The sequence below is a fragment of the Achromobacter mucicolens genome, from assembly GCF_029866465.1.
In the GTDB taxonomy this organism is placed as follows: Bacteria; Pseudomonadota; Gammaproteobacteria; order Burkholderiales; family Burkholderiaceae_B; genus Achromobacter; species Achromobacter mucicolens.
In genome coordinates this window covers 1,906,297-1,922,471 of sequence record NZ_CP123364.1, presented here as the reverse complement: position 1 = coordinate 1,922,471, position 16,175 = coordinate 1,906,297, and the positions used below count along the sequence as shown (strand labels likewise).

Here is a 16,175-nt window from a genome sequence, read left to right as displayed (position 1 = left end):
CTCACCATTGAATTCCAGGAGAACCGCTATGCAACGCCCCGCCGCCATCCCCACCGTGCAGATCGACAACGAACTGGTCACCGTCACCGAATGGCGCTTTCCGCCGGGCGGCGAGACGGGCTGGCACCGCCATGGCATGAACTACGTGGTGGTCCCGCAGACCACCGGCCCGCTGCTGCTGGACACGCCCAACGGCCAGGTCACCAGCCAGCTCACCACGGGGGTGGCGTATTACCGGCCGGTGGGCGTGGAACACAACGTCATCAACCCCAGCGACACGGAATTCGTGTTCGTCGAGATCGAACTCAAGCAGGCATGAGCCCCACGCATCTGGCAGCGACCGTGACGGTCTGAGCGAGGATATCCATGAAGGCGTTTTTTTCCGAAGAACAGTTGCTGCATTCGCCCCGGCAATTCATGCGGCTGGGCCGCATCAGCGCCCCCACCGACCTGCCGTCGCGCGCGGAGAGCCTGCAGCAGGCGCTGGCCGCCCGCGGCGTGAACGTCGAAGCGCCATCCGACTATGGCCGCAAGCCGCTTGAACACGTGCACAGCACGGATTATCTGGACTACCTGGAAACCGCCTTTGCGCGCTGGCAGGCCCTGAAGGCGCCGGGCGTCGATCCCGGTCCGGAAGTGCTGCCCAATCTTTCGCCCTACTACAACGGCCGCATCGATGCCGCCGGACGGGGCCCCTGCCCGTCCCCGTCCATCGTGGCGCAAACCGGGTATTACCTGAGCGACCTCGCCTGCCCCATCGGGCCGCAGACCTGGCGCTCGGCGCTGCGGTCCACGCATAGCGCGCTGGCGGCGGCGGACCATGTGGCGAGCGCCAGTGGCGTGGCCTACGCGCTCTCGCGGCCTTCCGGCCACCATGCCCATCGCGACCGCGCCGGCGGCTTCTGCTACCTGAACAACAGCGCCGCCGCGGCAAGCCGCCTGTTGCAGACGTGGTCAAAAGTGGCGGTGCTGGATGTGGATGCGCATCATGGCGACGGCACGCAGAACATCTTCTATCACCGGGCGGACGTGATGACCGTCTCGCTGCACGCCGATCCGGCCGGGTATTACCCCTTCTATACCGGCTACGCGCACGAGCGCGGGCACGGCGCGGGCGAAGGCTACAACCTGAACCTGCCGCTGGCGCACGGCTGCGGCAACGCGGAATTCCTGCAGGCGCTGGACACCGCGCTGGATGCCCTGGCGGGCTATGCGCCGCAGGCGCTGGTCCTGCCGCTGGGATTCGATACCTATAAGGACGATCCGATCAGCGTGCTCAGGCTGGACATCGACGCGTACCGCCACATCGGCGCGCGCGTCGCCGGTTTGCGCGTGCCCACCGTCGTGGTGCAGGAAGGCGGCTACATGGTCGAGGCGATCGGGCCCGCGCTGGATGCGTTTCTTGAAGGCTTTGGCCGTGGCGGCAAATGAAGGCGCGCGCCAGACTGGCGTCCTGCTGTTCTTCGCGGCGCTGGTAGCGTTCGCCACCTTCGATGCGGGCGCCAAGCAGCTTCTGGAACGCTATCCGGCGCCCTTTCTGAACGTGATGCGCTACCTGGCGGTGGTGACGCTGGCGATGGGCATGCTGTGGCGCCACGGCCGCGGCCTGCGGCTGCGCGACGCGCCGGAAAAGCCCCTGCTGGTGCTACGCGGTGTCATGCTGGCCACGGTGGCCACGTGCTTCATGACCGCGCTCATCTGGATGCCGCTGTCCGAGGCCACCGCCATCTACTTCACCGCCCCGCTCATCATGGTGGCGCTGTCGCCGTGGCTGCTGGGCGAACGCGTCCGGGCGGCGCAATGGGGCGCCGTTGCCGCGGGCTTTGCCGGCATGCTGCTGATCGTGCGGCCCGGCGGCGACCTGCCCCTGCTGGGCACGATGCTGATGGCGGTGTCGGCCGTCAGCTACGCGATCTTCCAGGTGCTGACCCGCAAGCTGTCGAACAAGGTGCCGGGGCCGGTGCAGTATGCGTACACGGCATTCATCTGCCTGATCGTGACCGCGCTGCCCGCGCCGTTCTTCCTGCCCGACCCCTGGCCCGGAACGGCCGATACCGTCATCATCCTTGCCCTGGGCGCCTGCAGCGGCCTGGCGCAGATCCTGCTGATCGCGGCCTTCCAGCGGGTTCCCGCGGCAACGCTGGCGCCCCTGAACTACTTCCAGCTGCTGCTGGCGCTGGGCTTCAGCACGTTCTGGTTCCAGCGCCCGCCAGACGCGCTGGCGCTGGCGGGCATGGGGCTGATCATCGCGGCCGGGGTCTTTCTGGCGCTGCGACCTGTCAGAACGCCATCGACGCCGGCCGCTTGAACAGGCGCGGCGCCTCTTGCGGCGGCGTCCTCAACTGGTTTCGCGCTGCACCAGTTCGAAACCCAAATCCACATGCCGCTCGGGCACGGGTTCGCCCGCCAGGTGCTGCATGAGCAGTTGCGCGGCTGACAAACCGATCTGGTAGCGGGGCGTGGCAATGGTGGACAACGGCGGCGTGGTCCAGGCCGTGCCCGGAAAGTCATGAAAGCCGACGATGGCCATCTGCTCGGGCACACGCACGCCATCCCGGCCGCACTGGAACACCGCGCCTTGCGCCAGGTCGTCGTTGCAGAAGAACACGGCGTCGCAGTCGGGATGACGCGCGTGAAGATCCTGGATCAACGACGCCCCCAGGCTGATCGACGATTTTTCCGGTGTCATGATTTCCAGGGCGGCGTCGTACAGCCCCGCGTCGCGCAAGGCCTGCCGGCATCCTTCGCAGCGGCGCAGCGACCGGGGATCCAGCTGCGCGCCGATGATGCCGATGCGGCGGTAGCCGCGTTCGACCAGATGGCGGCCTGCTGCGTAGCCCGAGTCGAACTGCGAGAACCCGACGCTCATGTCCTCGCTGCCTTCCAGCGTTTCGATCGTGTGCACCGTGGGAATCGCCTGCGCGCGAAGCAGTTCCCAGACGCCCGGATTGTGGTCGATGCCGGTCAGGACCACGCCGTCGGGCGAATGCTGCAGATACTTGCGCAGCAGCGCTTCTTCTTCGTCCGGCGAATAGCCCGTCACGCCGATCAGCATGTGGTAGCCGTGCTGATCCAGCACTTCCTTGATGCCCGTGATGATGTCCACGAACACCACGTTGCTGAGCGACGGAATGAGCACCACGATGGTCTGCGACCGCGCCGACGCCAGCGCGCTGGCGGCGTGGTTGGGCACGTAGCCCAGTTCCTGGCACACCCGCGCGATTTGCTGGCGCAGATCCTGGCCCACCTTATCGGGCGTGCGCAACGCCCGCGATACCGTGATCGCGCTGACGCCCACGCGCCGCGCGACGTCCTGCATGGTGACGCGGCCGGCGCGCGAGCTTCGAGGTTTGCGGATGGACATGGACCCTCGCGGTGAATGCAAGCGCGTAGTCTGACCGAAAAAAAGGGGCTTGCCAAAGCAAAAATGTTAGCGCTAACATGATCCGCATCAAACGACTAAAAAAATTCCGGCAAACGGAGAGGAGACAAACATGCAAGCTTCCCCATTGGGGCGGCCGGGGCCATCGCGTCCGGGCCGCTCGCCGCTGGCCCGCGCCGCGGATTGGTGTTTTGCGCTACAGACCTGGCTGATGGTCGCCTGTCTGGTCATCATGGTCGTGCTGCTGTTCGGCAACGTGGCGCTGCGGTATCTCTTTAACTCCGGCATCAACGTCTCGGACGAGGTCTCGCGCCTGGCGTTCGTCTGGATGATTTTCCTGGGGTCGGTGATTGCGCTGCGCGAGCACCAGCACATCGGCGTGACCATGCTGGTGGAACGCTTTGGCCCGGGCGCGCGCCGGGTGTCGCATATTGCCTGCCAGTTGATGATCCTGTGGGTGCTGTGGCTGATGGCCGAAGGCAGCTGGGTCCAGACGGTCATCGGCCTCGACACCGTATTGCCTGTCACCGGCATGCCCCAGGCCGTGTTCAACGCCGCAGGGCTGTATGCCGCGGTGGCAATGGGCATCCTGACCGTCGTCGACCTGGTCCGCGTGATTGCGGGCGGTCCGCTGCCGGCGGAATCCAGTCCGGAAGACCCGCTGGTCTGACCCGGCCCTCACCCGCACCAACACGCGCCCCGCACCCGCCCCACATTAATCCGCCCGGATACCCGCAATGATCCTGACCGTCTTCCTAGTCGTGCTGCTGGGGCTGATTGCCCTGGGCATGCCGATCGCCTTCGCGCTTATCATCAGCGCGATCGTCATGATGTTCCAGCTGGATTTCTACGACACCCAGCTTCTTGCCCAGAACATGCTGTCCGGTGCCAACAGCTTTACGCTGATGGCCGTGCCGCTCTTCATGCTGGCCGGCGAATTGATGAATGCCGGCGGCATCTCGCGCCGCATCGTTCACCTGGCCAACACGTTTGTGGGTCACATCCAGGGCGGCCTGGGTTACGTGGCCATCTTCGCCAGCGTGCTACTGGCATCGCTGTCGGGCTCGGCCGTGGCCGACGCCGCGGCGCTGGGATCGCTGCTGATCCCCATGCTTCGCGAAAAGGGCTATGACGCGGGGCAGGCCTCGGGCCTGATCGCCTCGGGCGGCATCATCGCGCCCATCATTCCGCCATCGATCTCGTTCATCATCTTCGGCGTCGCCACCAATGTGTCGATCACCAAGCTGTTCTTCGCCGGCATCGCGCCGGGCCTCATGATGGGGTTGACGCTGGTGGCGGTGTGGACGTGGGTGGCGCGCAAGCACGGCAGCATCACGCCCTCGCCGCGCGAGCCGTGGTCCAACCGTCTGAAAGCGCTGCGCGGATCGCTGTGGGCGCTGTTCCTTCCCGTCATCATCATCGGCGGGCTGCGCGGCGGCATCTTTACGCCCACCGAAGCCGCGGTCGTCGCCGCCGTGTATGCGCTGCTGGTCAGCATCTTCGTGTACCGCGAGATCGGCTGGCGCGACCTGGGTCCGCTTTTCATCAACGCCGCCCGCACCACGGCTGTGGTCATGTTCCTGGTGGCAGCCGCCATGGTGTCGTCCTACATGATCACGCTGGCGGACCTGCCGCAGGATCTCATCGCTCTCCTGGAACCGGTCATGGACCAGCCCAAGCTGCTGATGTTCGCGCTGCTGATCCTGCTGACGCTCGTGGGCACGGTGATGGACCTGACGCCGACCATCCTGATTCTCGGCCCCGTGCTGATGCCCGTCGTCACCAAGGCCGGCATCGACCCCGTCTACTTCGGCGTCATGTTCGTCATGGTCGGCAGCGTGGGCTTGTTGACGCCACCGGTCGGCACGGTGCTCAACGTCGTGTGCGGCGTCGCCCGCATCAACATGGAAACCATCTGCAGAGGGGTGTGGCGCTATGTCGTGGCCTACACGCTGCTGCTGGTTCTTTTGGTGATCTTCCCCGAACTGATCACCGTACCCGCACGCTGGATGCACTAGCGGCAATTACAAACCCCCGAGGAGAAACACCATGATCAAGCAATTGAAGACCCGCGTTCTTGTCCTGGCGGCGGTACTGTCCTGCACCGTGGCCGGGGTGGCCGCGGCGGCGGACGTCAAGCCGCGCCTCATCCGCTTTGGCTACGGGCTGAACGAGGAAAGCGTGCAGGGCCGCGCGGCCCGCCATCTGGCGCAGGAACTGGAAAAGGTCAGTGGCGGCAAGCTCAAGATGAGGACGTTTGGCTCGGCCAACCTGGGTTCGGACGAGCAGATGCAGAGTGCGCTGGTGGGCGGCGCGCAGGAAATGATGGTGGGGTCGACCGCGCCGCTGGCCGGCATGGTCAAGGAGTTCGGCGTGTTCGACCTGCCCTTCCTCTTCAACAGCGAAAAGGAAGCCGACGCGGTGCTGGACGGCCAGCTCGGACAGGATCTGCTCAAGAAACTGGAAGCCAAGGGACTGGTCGGCCTGGTCTACTGGGAAAACGGCTTTCGCAACATGACGAACTCCAAGCGTCCGATCACGCGCGCCGAGGACCTGCAGGGCATCAAGCTGCGCGTCATGCAGAACCAGATTGCGCTGGGCGTCTTCAATACGCTGGGCGCCAATGCCGTGCCGATGCCGTTCTCGGAATTGTTCACCGCGCTGGAAACCCGCACCGTGGACGGCCAGGAGAACCCCATCACCACGATCCAGAGCAGCAAGTTCTACGAGGTGCAGCCCTTCCTGACCATCACGCGCCACGTCTACACGCCGTGGGTGGTGATGGCCTCCAAGAAGTGGTGGGACACGCTCTCGCCCGACGAACAGAAGCTGATCCGCCAGGCAGCCGCGTCATCGCGCGACTTCGAGCGGCAGGATAGCCGCGCCGATTCCACCAAGGCGATGGGCACGCTTGAGAAGAACGGCATGAAGATCAACACCGTCTCGCCGGAGGAAGTGGCCCGCATGCGCCAGAAGGTGCAGCCCGTGGTCGACAAGTACACCCAGGAACTCGGGCCGGAACTGATCAAGCAGTTGAACGACGAAATCCAGAAGGCGCGGAACTAACCGTGCCGGCCCGGATCCCGTGGGGGTCCGGGCCTGAATGCAACCGAAGCAAAGCGAGACAGCCATGTCCCAGACTCCCCGCCGACTGCGCAGCCAGAAATGGTTCGACGATCCCTCGCACGCCGACATGACGGCGATCTACGTCGAGCGCTATCTCAACTATGGCCTGACGCGCCAGGAACTGCAGTCCGGGCGGCCGATCATCGGTATCGCGCAGACAGGCAGCGACCTGGCGCCCTGCAATCGCCACCATCTGGCGCTGGCCGAACGCATCAAGGCGGGCATCCGCGACGCCGGCGGCATTCCCATGGAATTCCCGGTGCACCCGCTGGCTGAACAGGGACGGCGGCCCACGGCGGCGCTGGACCGAAACCTGGCATATCTGGGCCTGGTGGAGATCCTGCACGGCTATCCGCTGGATGGCGTGGTGCTGACCACGGGTTGCGACAAGACCACGCCCGCGTGCCTGATGGCGGCGGCGACCGTGGACATTCCCGCCATCGTGCTGTCCGGCGGTCCCATGCTGGACGGCTGGCATGAAGGCCAGCGCGTGGGCTCGGGCACCGTCATCTGGCACGCACGCAACCTGATGGCGGCCGGCAAGCTGGATTACGAAGGTTTCATGACGCTTGCCACGGCATCGTCGCCGTCCATCGGCCACTGCAACACCATGGGCACCGCGCTGTCGATGAACTCGCTGGCCGAAGCGCTGGGCATGTCGCTGCCAACCTGCGCCAGCATTCCGGCACCCTATCGCGAGCGCGGGCAGATGGCCTATGCCACCGGCATGCGCATCTGCGACATGGTGCGCGAAGACCTGCGGCCATCTCAAATCCTGACCCGCAAGGCGTTCGAGAACGCCATCGTCGTGGCCTCGGCGCTGGGCGCGTCCAGCAATTGCCCGCCGCATCTGATCGCGATCGCGCGCCACATGGGCGTCGACCTCAGCCTGGACGACTGGCAACGGCTGGGCGAAGACGTGCCGCTGCTGGTCAACTGCGTGCCGGCGGGCGAGCATCTGGGCGAAGGCTTTCACCGCGCGGGAGGCGTACCCGCCGTCCTGCACGAGCTGCTGGCCGCCGGCCGCCTGCATCCGGAATGCCGAACCGTATCCGGCAAGACCATCGGCGATATTGCGACGGCGTCCAAGACCCACAATACCGACGTCATCCGGACCTGCGACGCGCCGCTCAAGCACCGCGCCGGCTTCATCGTGCTGTCGGGCAACTTCTTTGACAGCGCCATCATCAAGATGTCGGTCGTGGGCGAAGCCTTTCGCCGGGCGTACCTGTCCGAACCGGGGTCGGAAAACGCCTTCGAGGCGCGCGCGATCGTGTTCGAGGGCCCTGAGGACTATCACGCCCGCATCGAAGACCCGGCGCTCAACATCGACGAACACTGCATTCTGGTGATCCGGGGCGCCGGCACCGTGGGCTACCCCGGCAGTGCGGAAGTGGTGAACATGGCCCCGCCGTCGCACCTTATCAAGCGCGGCATCGAGTCCCTGCCCTGTCTGGGCGACGGCCGCCAGAGCGGCACCTCGGCCAGCCCGTCCATCCTGAACATGTCGCCCGAAGCCGCGGTGGGCGGCGGACTGGCGCTGCTGCGCACAGGCGACCGGATCCGCGTGGACCTGAACCAGCGGTCGGTCATGTTGCAGGTGGACGAGGCGGAACTGGAACGGCGCCGCCAGGAACCGCCGTATGAAGCGCCGCCATCGCAGACGCCGTGGCAGGAACTGTATCGGCAGACCGTGGGGCAGCTTTCCACGGGCGGATGCCTGGAGGCGGCGACGCTGTATTTGAAAGTGGTGGAGACGCGGGGGGATCCGCGGCATTCGCACTGAGGCCGGGAGGAGTGCGGCTTGGCGCGCGGCTTATTCGCGCGGCGGCTTGCTGGCCGGGCCACCCGCGCGGGGGCTGGGCCGGCTGAGGACATACGCCGCGCTGGCCAGAAAGAAGATGCCTACGCCGATGGCCAGGGGCAGCGAGGGATGGGCGCTCCAGTAAAAGATCCCGTAACCAGCCGCCATGCCCAGGCTGGCATACGTCTTGCCTTTGCGCGACACCGCGCCCTCGTCGCGCCACGCGCGCAGCGACGGACCATAGGTCGGGCTATCCAGCAGCCATTTTTCAAGCCGGGGCGACGAGCGGGAGAAGCAGGCCACCGCCAGGATCAGGAAGATCGTCGTCGGCATCACCGGCAAGAAGGCGCCGATGACGCCCAGCGCCAGCATCAAGCAGCCCAGGCATAACCAAAGTGCTCTCATCATGATGGTGAGCAGGATATCGCAAATGGGCAGCCGGCAGTCCGCCAGGCATCGTGCGCCGCTTGATTCACGACGTTGGGGGCTCCGGCATCCTTGCGCGCAGCATCCTGACGAATTTCGCATCCGGACTGCCGCCCGCGGCGCGTGACTTGTGGACCATGGCCCAGGCTTCCGCGTACTGGCCACGCCAGTAATAGGCCGTGGCCCACGAGGCATACAGATAGCCCTTGTCGGGCTCCACGGCCTCGCCCTTGCGGTACCACTCGTCGGACCTGGTCGTCGCCGCGATACGCGCTTCGGGGGGCAGCGTCTTGTCCTCGGCGGCGCAACGCGCCGCGATCCGGCCGGCATCCGCATGAATGCCGCGAAACGCCGGGGGATTCATGCTGATCGCGCGGTCCATCATGCTCATCGCCTGGCAGATCTTGCGCTGACTTTCCAGCACCACCGCGAAACCCGCGTATACCTCGGGGTTGTCGGGATTGAGCAGCCACGCCTGATTGAATTGCCGCATGGCCTGGCCCGGCCGGTCTTCGCGAAAAAGCCGGTAGCCCAGTTCGACCCGCGCCTGCGCTGCCGCGGCAGGCGATCCAAACACCTTCAAGGCTTCGGCGGCCTGTTGTTCATCGCCCGCGCGCAAGGCAGCGGCCGCGCGGCGATCAACCCCGGCATACATTGGCGCCTCGACGTTGCGCGCATCGGCTTGCGCGGGCGCATTGGTCACGCAGCCGGGCAACCACAACAATTGCGCCAGAATGAATGCCTTCATGGTGAAGTGCATGGGCGGGCTTTTGAATGGAAGAAGATGGAATATAGCGGCGCGGGTATCAAACGCCGGAATCGCGCCACACGGTGATTAATGCAGCAAATACAAGCGCAGCAATGACGCGAGGAAAAGCAAAAAGCCGCGAAGTCGTAAGACTGTCGCGGCTTTTTCAGGTCTGCGTTCGACTAGCTCTATCGAACACACCTTTGCAGGAATTTGGTAGGCGGTATTGGAATCGAACCAACGACCTCCACGATGTCAACGTGGCGCTCTAACCAGCTGAGCTAACCGCCTGCAAAGAAGAAGAATTATATAATGCTTTTTTAAACTGTGCAAATCGTCTTAGAAGATTTTTTGCAGTTTTTATTGCGTTTAGGAGGTCTCAGCATTTGCCTGTCGGCTTTGCCAAACTCACCTTCGCGCAATGCGTTTAATTTGATCTTGCATTAATGCGTTGGCATTAACCAAGGTCTTTTCACACGCCCTACAGCACTACTTCTTGTCCTTCAATTTCGTGTCTGCGTCATGTGCCGCAGCAACGAAGAACGAGATTCTATCAGAACTTTTTATTCCTTGCTCGACTTCGACGCCACTACTCACATCGATCGCCCAAGGCCGCACCAATTCGATGGCGGCACCCACGTTTTCGGCGTTCAGACCGCCGGACAGGATCAAGGGGCGGGACACCGGGTCGGCCCTCACCTCATCGAGCAACGCGTAGTCAAATCCATGCCCGCTGCCGCCGTATCCGGCGCTATAGCTGTCGAACAACCAGCCCGCCGCCTCTCCATAGGCGCGGCACGTGGCCGCAAGGCTCTCCGCCGTCTCCAGGCCCGGCGCACCGGCCCGGAAGGCCCGCAGATGGCGATGCCCGTAGCGCGCACACTCCAGCGGCGTTTCGTCGCCATGAAACTGCAGCAGCTCGGGCCCCACTTCACCCAGCACGGTGCGGATCTCTTCTTCCTGCGCGTTCACGAAGAGCGCGACGACGTCGACAAACGCCGGCACCATCCGGCGCAGCTGCGCGGCGCGCGTGGGCGTGAGGCAACGCTTGCTCTCGGGATAAAAGACAAATCCGATCGCGTCGGCGCCGACGGCAACGGCGGCTTCGACGTCTTGTTCGCGGGTCAGCCCGCAGATCTTTATGCGTGTACGCATGACATTTTCTGGAAGTGTCGCCCCGCGGCGACTGGCTGGATCAGTATATCCGGACCGAAAAACCGGTCTCACGCGCCAGTCGAACCCAGCGTGGCCATCATGTTGTCGAAGCTGCCCTCGGCCATGCGGAACCAGGGGATCTGGTTGCCGCGCAATGCCAGCATGCTGTCGTAGAGCTTCTTGAACATCGCGTCCTTGGCGCTCAATTCATTGCAGGCCGCCACCGTGGCTTCGTGAGCGGCTTGCAGCAGCGGCCTGGAATACGCCTTCAGTTGCGCGCCTTGCGACATCAGCCGGCGCAGCGCTTGCGGATTGTTGGCATCAAAGGTTGCGATCATGTTTTCGCTTGCCGCCGCGCAAGCCAGCGACAACGCGGTCTGGTATGACTTGGGCAGTTCAGCAAAGGCGTCCTGGTTCACGTACAGCGACAACTGTTGCGTACCGGCCCACCAGCCCGGAAAGTAATAGTTCCGCGCAACGTCAAACAGCGCCAGGCGTTCGTCCTCCAACGGTCCGATCGTGACGGCCCCGTCCGCAAGGCCTTCTGCCAGCGCGGCATGCAGTTCGCCAGCGGGGATTTCCAGCGCCGAGGCGCCCAGACGCGACAGGATATGCCCCGTAAAGCCGTCAGCCGCCACCTTGAGTCCGCGCAGGTCATCGAGCGTCTTGATCTCGCCCCGAAACCATCCGCCCATCTGCGCGCCGGTATAGCCGCACGGAAAGTTCAGGATGCCGTACTTGCCAAAGGCTTCGCGGGTCAGCGCCAGCCCCTCGCCCTGCCGCATCCACGCGTTCATCTGGCGGGTATTCAGGCCGAATGGCACGCCGCCGTCAAAGCAAATCGCGGGATCGGTGCCGAAGTAGCGGGCCGATGCCGCGTGGCCGCATTCGACGATGCGGTGCTGCACGGCCTCCAGCGCCTGACCCGACTGGAACAGCTCGCCGGCGGCGGATATCTCGATGGTGAAGCGCCCCGCCGTGACCTCGGCCACGCAACGCGCGACGTCGGTCGCGCCCGCGAACAGCGTAGCCGCGTCGGCCGGAAAATCCGAAGCCAGCCGCCAGGTGAGGTTGGGAGCTTCCTGCGCAATCGCGGGGGCCGCCAGCACGGCGCTGCCCGCGGCGGCGCCCAAGGCAGTTTGCTTCAGAAACGCGCGGCGTTGCATGGCGCATGCCTCCAGAAAGGCGCGGGATCCCGCCGCCTGCGCGGCGGCTTCCCTAAAAGGATTGAGTAAAGGGCGACAGCAGCGACGATCCGCCGTCGAGTTCGCGCAGTCCGAAGGATTCGGGATAGTCGATCGCGGCCAGGTACAGGCCGTCAGGCGCAAACGTGGGCGCGCCGCGCTTGCGGTCGCGCCACGCCAAGAGCTGCGTCATCCAGTCAACCGTTTCCCTGCCCTGCCCCACTTGCAGCAACGCGCCCATGATGTTGCGCACCATGTGATGCAGAAAGGCGTTTGCCTTCAAGGTAAAGACGAGAAACGGTCCCCGCTCCTCGATCTCCAGGCTGTGCATGTGCCGCACTGGATGCTTGGCCTGGCATTGCGAGGAACGGAAGCTGGAAAAATCATGTTCGCCGACAAGCGCCTTTGCGGCCGCGCGCATGGCCTGCACATCCAACGGCTGGAAGCACCAGCCGGCGCGCCCCGCCCACAGCGCCGGACGCACCCGGCCCCGCCAGAGCAGGTAAACGTACGTGCGGGCGCGCGCCGAAAAGCGCGCATGGAATTCTTCGGACACTTCTTCGGCCCACTGCACCGAGATGCTCGGCGGCAGAAACGCGTTCACGCCTCGGACCCAGGACTCCGTCTTGCGGGTGAGCGTCGTGTCCAGATGGACCACCTGCATCGCGCCGTGCACGCCCGTGTCGGTGCGGCCGGCGCAGATCGTGGGCACCGGCTCGGTGACGCCACAAAAACTGGCCAGGGCGGACTCCAGGCAGTCCTGCACCGTCTGCCGGTGCGGCTGTGTCTGCCAACCCTGCCAGGCGGAGCCGTCATACGCCAGCCCCAATGCAACTCTAGACATGCTTCAAACCCGAGGACCGCCGATACGGCGCGGTTCGTCCGTGGGCGGTACGTCCAGGTCGAGATTGATGGTGTCGAGCTTGCGGTTCAGCGCTGCCGTATCCAGCGCCGGCTCGTTGTACGTGTAGCTTTCTTCGTCATCGTCGTCACGCCGCGCCCCGGCCCGGCGCAACAGCCACGCGATGGCGAAGGCGACGAGCGCCAGCACCGCGGTAACGATCACGAGAAGATTGTCGGCCAGCCAGCCAGGCATGCCCGTTTGCACGGTCTTGTCCGGCAGCGTGCCGATGGGTTTGTCGGCATCGACGGGCGCCGAGCCTGCGGCGCCTGGGGTGGTGGTGGTGGTCGACGCGCCCGTGGCGTTCGACGTGGTCGTTGCGGCCCCCGGTGTAGTTGCCGCGCCCGGAGTGCTTGCGGTGCCGGGCGTGCCCATTGCACCGGGAGAACCCGCTGCGCCGGGAGTGCCTGCTACACCCGGAGTGCCTGCTGCACCGGGAGTGCCTGCTGCACCGGGAGTGCCTGCTGCACCGGGCGTGCCTGCCGCACCGGCAGTGCCTGCCGCACCGGCAGTGCCTGCCGCACCGGAAGTGCCTGCCGCACCGGAAGTGCCTGCCGCACCGGAAGTGCCTGCCGCACCGGGAGTGCCTGCCGCACCGGGAGCGCCTGCTGCACCGGGAGCGCCTGCTGCACCAGGAGTGCCTGCCGCGCCGGGAGCGCCTGCTGCACCGGGAGCGCCAGCAGCACCGGGAGCGCCAGCAGCACCGGGAGTGCCTGCCGCACCGGGAGTGCCTGCCGCACCGGGAGTGCCTGCCGCACCGGCAGTGCCTGCCGCACCGGCAGTGCCTGTTGCACCGGAAGCGCCCGCTGCACCGGGAGCGCCTGCTGCACCGGCAGTGCCTGCTGCACCGGAAGCGCCTGCCGCACCGGAAGCGCCTGCTGCACCGGAAGCGCCAGCTGCGCCCGCCGCACCAGCCGTGCCCGTGCCGGCCGCGCCCGATTGCTGCGCGACGGCCTTGGTCAGTTCGTCGACATTGCTTTGCAGCTGGGCGACTCGCCCTTGCGCGTCGGCCAAGGCCCGGTCGGCAGACGTCTTGGCGTCTGCCTGGGCTTCGGCCTGCGCGGCTGCGCTGTCCTGGGCCTGACCGGTCGACAGGCGCACGCGGTCCTGTGTCGGCGTGGCGGTTGACACACCCGTGTCGGCCGGCGGGGCGACCGTGCCCGATGCTGCGTCCTGACCCTTGACCACCGATGGGTTCGATCCCGCCGCCGCGCCCACGCGGCCGCGGTATTTGGCGTAGGCCTCGGCGTGCTCATTGAAGATGCGGCGGGCTTCGGCCGGATCGATGGCGCGCACCGTGGCGGCATCAGGGATCTTGAGTGTCTGGCCAGCCCGCACCAGATTCATGTTGTTCTGAATGAAGGCCTGCGGATTGGCGCGCCACAGCGCCACCAGCATCTGGTAGACCGAGGCGTTGGGCACCGCGTTGCGCTGGGCGATGGCAAAAAGATAGTCGCCCGACTTCACCGTGACCGAGCCCGAGGTGCCGCCCGCGCGGGCAGCCCCGCCCACGGCGGCGGGTGTGACGTCGGCGCCCGTGCCGCGCAGCGGCACCAGGATGCTGACCTGCACCTGGCGCTGGCCCGAACTGGAGTTGATGTCCAGCAGCAGATCCACCGCGCCGCCCGCAGGCGCCTGCGTGGACCGCACCCGCAAGTTCTTGCGCGTCGGATCCATTCCGTCCTCGACGCGGACCACCATGCTGGCAAGCGGCACCGGCGGCTTGACGCCCGCGCGCTGCCACGCGGCTTCATCGGCGATGGAAACCTTGAGCGAACTGATCTCTTCGGGCGTCAATTCCTGCAGACCCACGGTGGCTTGCAACGGCGCGCCCGGCACGGAAACGACGCGCGAATGCCCGACGCGCATGGCCAGCGCCGAACCGCACACGCTTGAACCGATCGCCAGCGCAATGGCCCACTGAAGGGCTTTCAAACGGCGGGCATGCTTCACTTGGCGCGAACGCTGGGTCATAAGCTGGAATTCCGTTCTTGTAATCGAATTACGGGCCTGGACCCATTCGCGCCATTTGCCGCGCAAAAAAGGGCCTCAATTCACCCGAAAAGTGTAATGGATCAAGCGCATTTCACAAACCTGAAAGGGGCGCGCACGTTGGCTGGCGGGCACGGGCGGCGCTTGTTGGCGTACGAGTCGCCCGCCGGGCTCGACCGGGCTGCGCCACGATGGTGCATCTTCGCGGGCTGGACAACCCAGCCGCGCGCCAAAAAACAAGGGCACCCGAAGGTGCCCTGACTGCCTCTTGCGCGTGGCGGGCGGCCAGAAAAGCCGCCCGGCACGACATCAGGCTTCGTTCAGCGCGATGCGCAGCATGCGGCGCAGCGGCTCGGCCGCGCCCCACAGCAGTTGGTCGCCAACCGTGAAGGCGCCCAGATATTGCGAGCCCATCGAGAGCTTGCGCAGGCGGCCCACCGGGATGTCCAGCGTGCCGGTGACGGCCACGGGGGTCAGCGCCGAAACGGTGGCTTCCTTGGTGTTGGGAACGACCTTGGCCCACTGCGTGCCCTGAGCGATGAGCGCTTCGATCTCGTCCAGCGGCACATCACGCTTGAGCTTGATGGTCAGTGCCTGGCTGTGGCAGCGCATGGCGCCGATACGCACACACAGACCGTCGATCGGGGTGACGGGCGTGCCGAAGGCGGCGCCGCGGCCCAGGATCTTGTTGGTTTCGACTTCGCCCTTCCACTCTTCCTTGGACATCCCGTTGCCCAGGTCCTTGTCGATCCAGGGAATCAGGTTGCCGCCCAGCGGCACGCCAAAGTGTTCGTGGGGCAGCGCGTCGTCCTTCTGCTTGGCCAGCACGCCGCGGTCGATTTCCAGGATGGCCGAGGCCGGGTCGTCCAGCAGGGACTTGACCGACTGGTTGATCTCGCCGAACTGGGTCAGCAGTTCACGCATGTGCTGCGCGCCGCCGCCCGACGCGGCCTGGTACGTCATGGAGGTCATCCATTCGACCAGGTCGTTGTTGAACAGACCCGCCAGGCCCATCAGCATGCAGCTGACCGTGCAGTTGCCGCCGATGAAGTTGCGCACGCCGCGCTTCAGGGCCGCGTCGATCACCGGGCGGTTGACCGGGTCCAGCACGATGATGGCGTCGTCGGCCATGCGCAGGGTGCTGGCCGCGTCGATCCAGATGCCGTTCCAGCCCGCGCCGCGCAGCTTGGGATAGACCTCGGAGGTGTAGTCGCCGCCTTGCGCCGTCACGATGATCGGCAGTTTTTTCAGAGCGTCGATGTTGTAGGCGTCTTGCAGCGGGCCCGCGCCAGTCGCCCAAGTGGGGGCGGCGCCGCCAGCGTTGCTGGTGGAGAAAAACACCGGTTCGATCAGTGCGAAGTCGTTCTCGTCGCGCATGCGTTGCATGAGCACCGAGCCGACCATACCGCGCCAGCCGACAAGGCCTACTGCTTGATTCATTTCAATCGCTCTTTAAA

The 16,175-nt window shown here is 65.6% G+C and carries 15 protein-coding genes and 1 tRNA gene; 7 read left to right on the top strand and 9 right to left on the bottom strand.

The window, feature by feature from the left end; translation table 11 throughout:
* Nucleotides 1-28: 28 nt before the first annotated feature.
* From QEP15_RS08685 to QEP15_RS08675, 3 genes are read left to right on the top strand one after another with little or no spacing between them, the layout of a single operon-like run.
* Nucleotides 29-319, top strand: coding sequence for a cupin domain-containing protein (locus QEP15_RS08685; RefSeq protein ID WP_142049609.1), 291 nt, complete (start codon nucleotides 29-31; stop codon nucleotides 317-319).
* 47 nt (nucleotides 320-366) lie between these two features.
* Nucleotides 367-1,431: a histone deacetylase family protein gene (locus QEP15_RS08680; protein WP_280148664.1), complete on the top strand. Its 1,065-nt coding sequence runs from the start codon at nucleotides 367-369 to the stop codon at nucleotides 1,429-1,431.
* On the top strand, nucleotides 1,394-2,308 hold the full coding sequence (locus QEP15_RS08675; protein ID WP_152383955.1) for a DMT family transporter: 915 nt from the start codon (nucleotides 1,394-1,396) through the stop codon (nucleotides 2,306-2,308). Before QEP15_RS08680 ends, QEP15_RS08675 begins: the two co-directional genes overlap by 38 nt.
* Before the next feature lie 30 nt (nucleotides 2,309-2,338).
* Here QEP15_RS08675 and gntR read toward each other — a convergent pair whose 3' ends face one another.
* A complete protein-coding gene (gene gntR / locus QEP15_RS08670; RefSeq protein WP_175156680.1) occupies nucleotides 2,339-3,364 on the bottom strand; it encodes an HTH-type transcriptional regulator GntR in 1,026 nt (341 codons plus the stop codon).
* Between the two features lie 130 nt (nucleotides 3,365-3,494).
* Here gntR and QEP15_RS08665 point away from each other — a divergent pair, with 130 nt between their 5' ends.
* The 4 genes from QEP15_RS08665 (at nucleotide 3,495) to QEP15_RS08650 (ending at nucleotide 8,294) form a co-directional block, all read left to right on the top strand.
* Nucleotides 3,495-4,052: a TRAP transporter small permease gene (locus QEP15_RS08665; protein ID WP_056315847.1), complete on the top strand. Its 558-nt coding sequence runs from the start codon at nucleotides 3,495-3,497 to the stop codon at nucleotides 4,050-4,052.
* A 67-nt stretch (nucleotides 4,053-4,119) separates the two neighbouring features.
* A complete protein-coding gene (locus QEP15_RS08660) occupies nucleotides 4,120-5,400 on the top strand; it encodes a TRAP transporter large permease (RefSeq protein WP_152383953.1) in 1,281 nt (426 codons plus the stop codon).
* Between the two features lie 31 nt (nucleotides 5,401-5,431).
* Nucleotides 5,432-6,448, top strand: a complete 1,017-nt coding sequence (locus QEP15_RS08655; RefSeq protein ID WP_175156678.1) for a TRAP transporter substrate-binding protein — start codon at nucleotides 5,432-5,434, stop codon at nucleotides 6,446-6,448.
* Between the two features lie 64 nt (nucleotides 6,449-6,512).
* A complete protein-coding gene (locus tag QEP15_RS08650; RefSeq protein ID WP_280148663.1) occupies nucleotides 6,513-8,294 on the top strand; it encodes an IlvD/Edd family dehydratase in 1,782 nt (593 codons plus the stop codon).
* Nucleotides 8,295-8,324: 30 nt separating this feature from the next.
* Here QEP15_RS08650 and QEP15_RS08645 read toward each other — a convergent pair whose 3' ends face one another.
* From QEP15_RS08645 to asd, 8 genes are all read right to left on the bottom strand, one after another.
* Nucleotides 8,325-8,720, bottom strand: coding sequence for a YbaN family protein (locus QEP15_RS08645; protein ID WP_196589544.1), 396 nt, complete (start codon nucleotides 8,718-8,720; stop codon nucleotides 8,325-8,327).
* A gap of 64 nt (nucleotides 8,721-8,784) precedes the next feature.
* On the bottom strand, nucleotides 8,785-9,486 hold the full coding sequence (locus QEP15_RS08640; protein WP_280148662.1) for a tetratricopeptide repeat protein: 702 nt from the start codon (nucleotides 9,484-9,486) through the stop codon (nucleotides 8,785-8,787).
* 214 nt (nucleotides 9,487-9,700) lie between these two features.
* A tRNA-Val gene (locus QEP15_RS08635) sits at nucleotides 9,701-9,777 on the bottom strand.
* Between the two features lie 198 nt (nucleotides 9,778-9,975).
* Nucleotides 9,976-10,641: a phosphoribosylanthranilate isomerase gene (locus QEP15_RS08630; protein ID WP_280148661.1), complete on the bottom strand. Its 666-nt coding sequence runs from the start codon at nucleotides 10,639-10,641 to the stop codon at nucleotides 9,976-9,978.
* A 68-nt stretch (nucleotides 10,642-10,709) separates the two neighbouring features.
* Nucleotides 10,710-11,807, bottom strand: a complete 1,098-nt coding sequence (locus tag QEP15_RS08625; protein ID WP_280148660.1) for a TRAP transporter substrate-binding protein — start codon at nucleotides 11,805-11,807, stop codon at nucleotides 10,710-10,712.
* Between the two features lie 52 nt (nucleotides 11,808-11,859).
* On the bottom strand, nucleotides 11,860-12,669 hold the full coding sequence (gene truA / locus QEP15_RS08620) for a tRNA pseudouridine(38-40) synthase TruA (protein WP_152383950.1): 810 nt from the start codon (nucleotides 12,667-12,669) through the stop codon (nucleotides 11,860-11,862).
* A 3-nt stretch (nucleotides 12,670-12,672) separates the two neighbouring features.
* Nucleotides 12,673-14,700 (bottom strand): type IV pilus assembly protein FimV, encoded by a 2,028-nt coding sequence (locus tag QEP15_RS08615; RefSeq protein ID WP_280148659.1) that lies wholly within the window; start codon nucleotides 14,698-14,700, stop codon nucleotides 12,673-12,675.
* A 327-nt stretch (nucleotides 14,701-15,027) separates the two neighbouring features.
* Nucleotides 15,028-16,158, bottom strand: coding sequence for an aspartate-semialdehyde dehydrogenase (gene asd, locus QEP15_RS08610; protein ID WP_056315817.1), 1,131 nt, complete (start codon nucleotides 16,156-16,158; stop codon nucleotides 15,028-15,030).
* Between the last annotated feature and the right edge of the window lie 17 nt (nucleotides 16,159-16,175).